General features: G+C 58.0%; 1 protein-coding gene. It reads right to left on the reverse strand.

From position 1 onward, the window contains the following. Nucleotides 1-202: hypothetical protein (locus tag IVB13_RS17080; RefSeq protein WP_247489809.1), on the reverse strand; the 202-nt coding region annotated here is incomplete at its 3' end. Nucleotides 203-553 lie beyond the last annotated feature (351 nt).

A 553-nucleotide genomic window follows, 5' to 3' on the forward strand; every position in this document is an offset into this window, starting at 1 on the left:
AAACACCAAACCACTCGGTACTAGCGATGAGATTTGAAAGCCCGTCCGCATGGCGCTGATTCTCCGTTTGGAACCACAGTCGCCCGGCAAACTTCATCGGAAATGAGTCAGACCCCAAGATTAACCCCTTCGCCGCTTGCTGGATCAATGCTTTAGCTCGCCGATCGGCGTCGGGACGCCACGCCGATTTACACAGCATCACGTATGACTGCGCCTCGGGGGCGTAGCGCCTCGAGGGCCGCCGGTTGACGCAGCGTGCTTGCTGCACGCGACTGTGATGACTGTTAGGAAACGCCCTGTGAAGTAGTTCACAAGCGGGAGGTATTCCTGAGCCTAGCGTGCGCGCTTCCACTGGAGGGAAGCGCAATGAAGTGGAACTTGGCAACCTATCGAATGCTCGCGCTGACGGCTGCTGTTCTGGTCGCGGCTGGTACTACTATGGCCGTCGGTACTCCTCGTGGAGTCCACGAACCAATGTTGGGGTCCGATTGGCAATGCAGCCGGACCATGCTGCTCGTGACCACGTGTGCGCACTGAAGCATTGATCGGATAG

It is taken from the genome of Bradyrhizobium sp. 17 (genome assembly GCF_023073515.1).
GTDB classification, from domain to species: Bacteria; Pseudomonadota; Alphaproteobacteria; order Rhizobiales; family Xanthobacteraceae; genus Bradyrhizobium; species Bradyrhizobium canariense_D.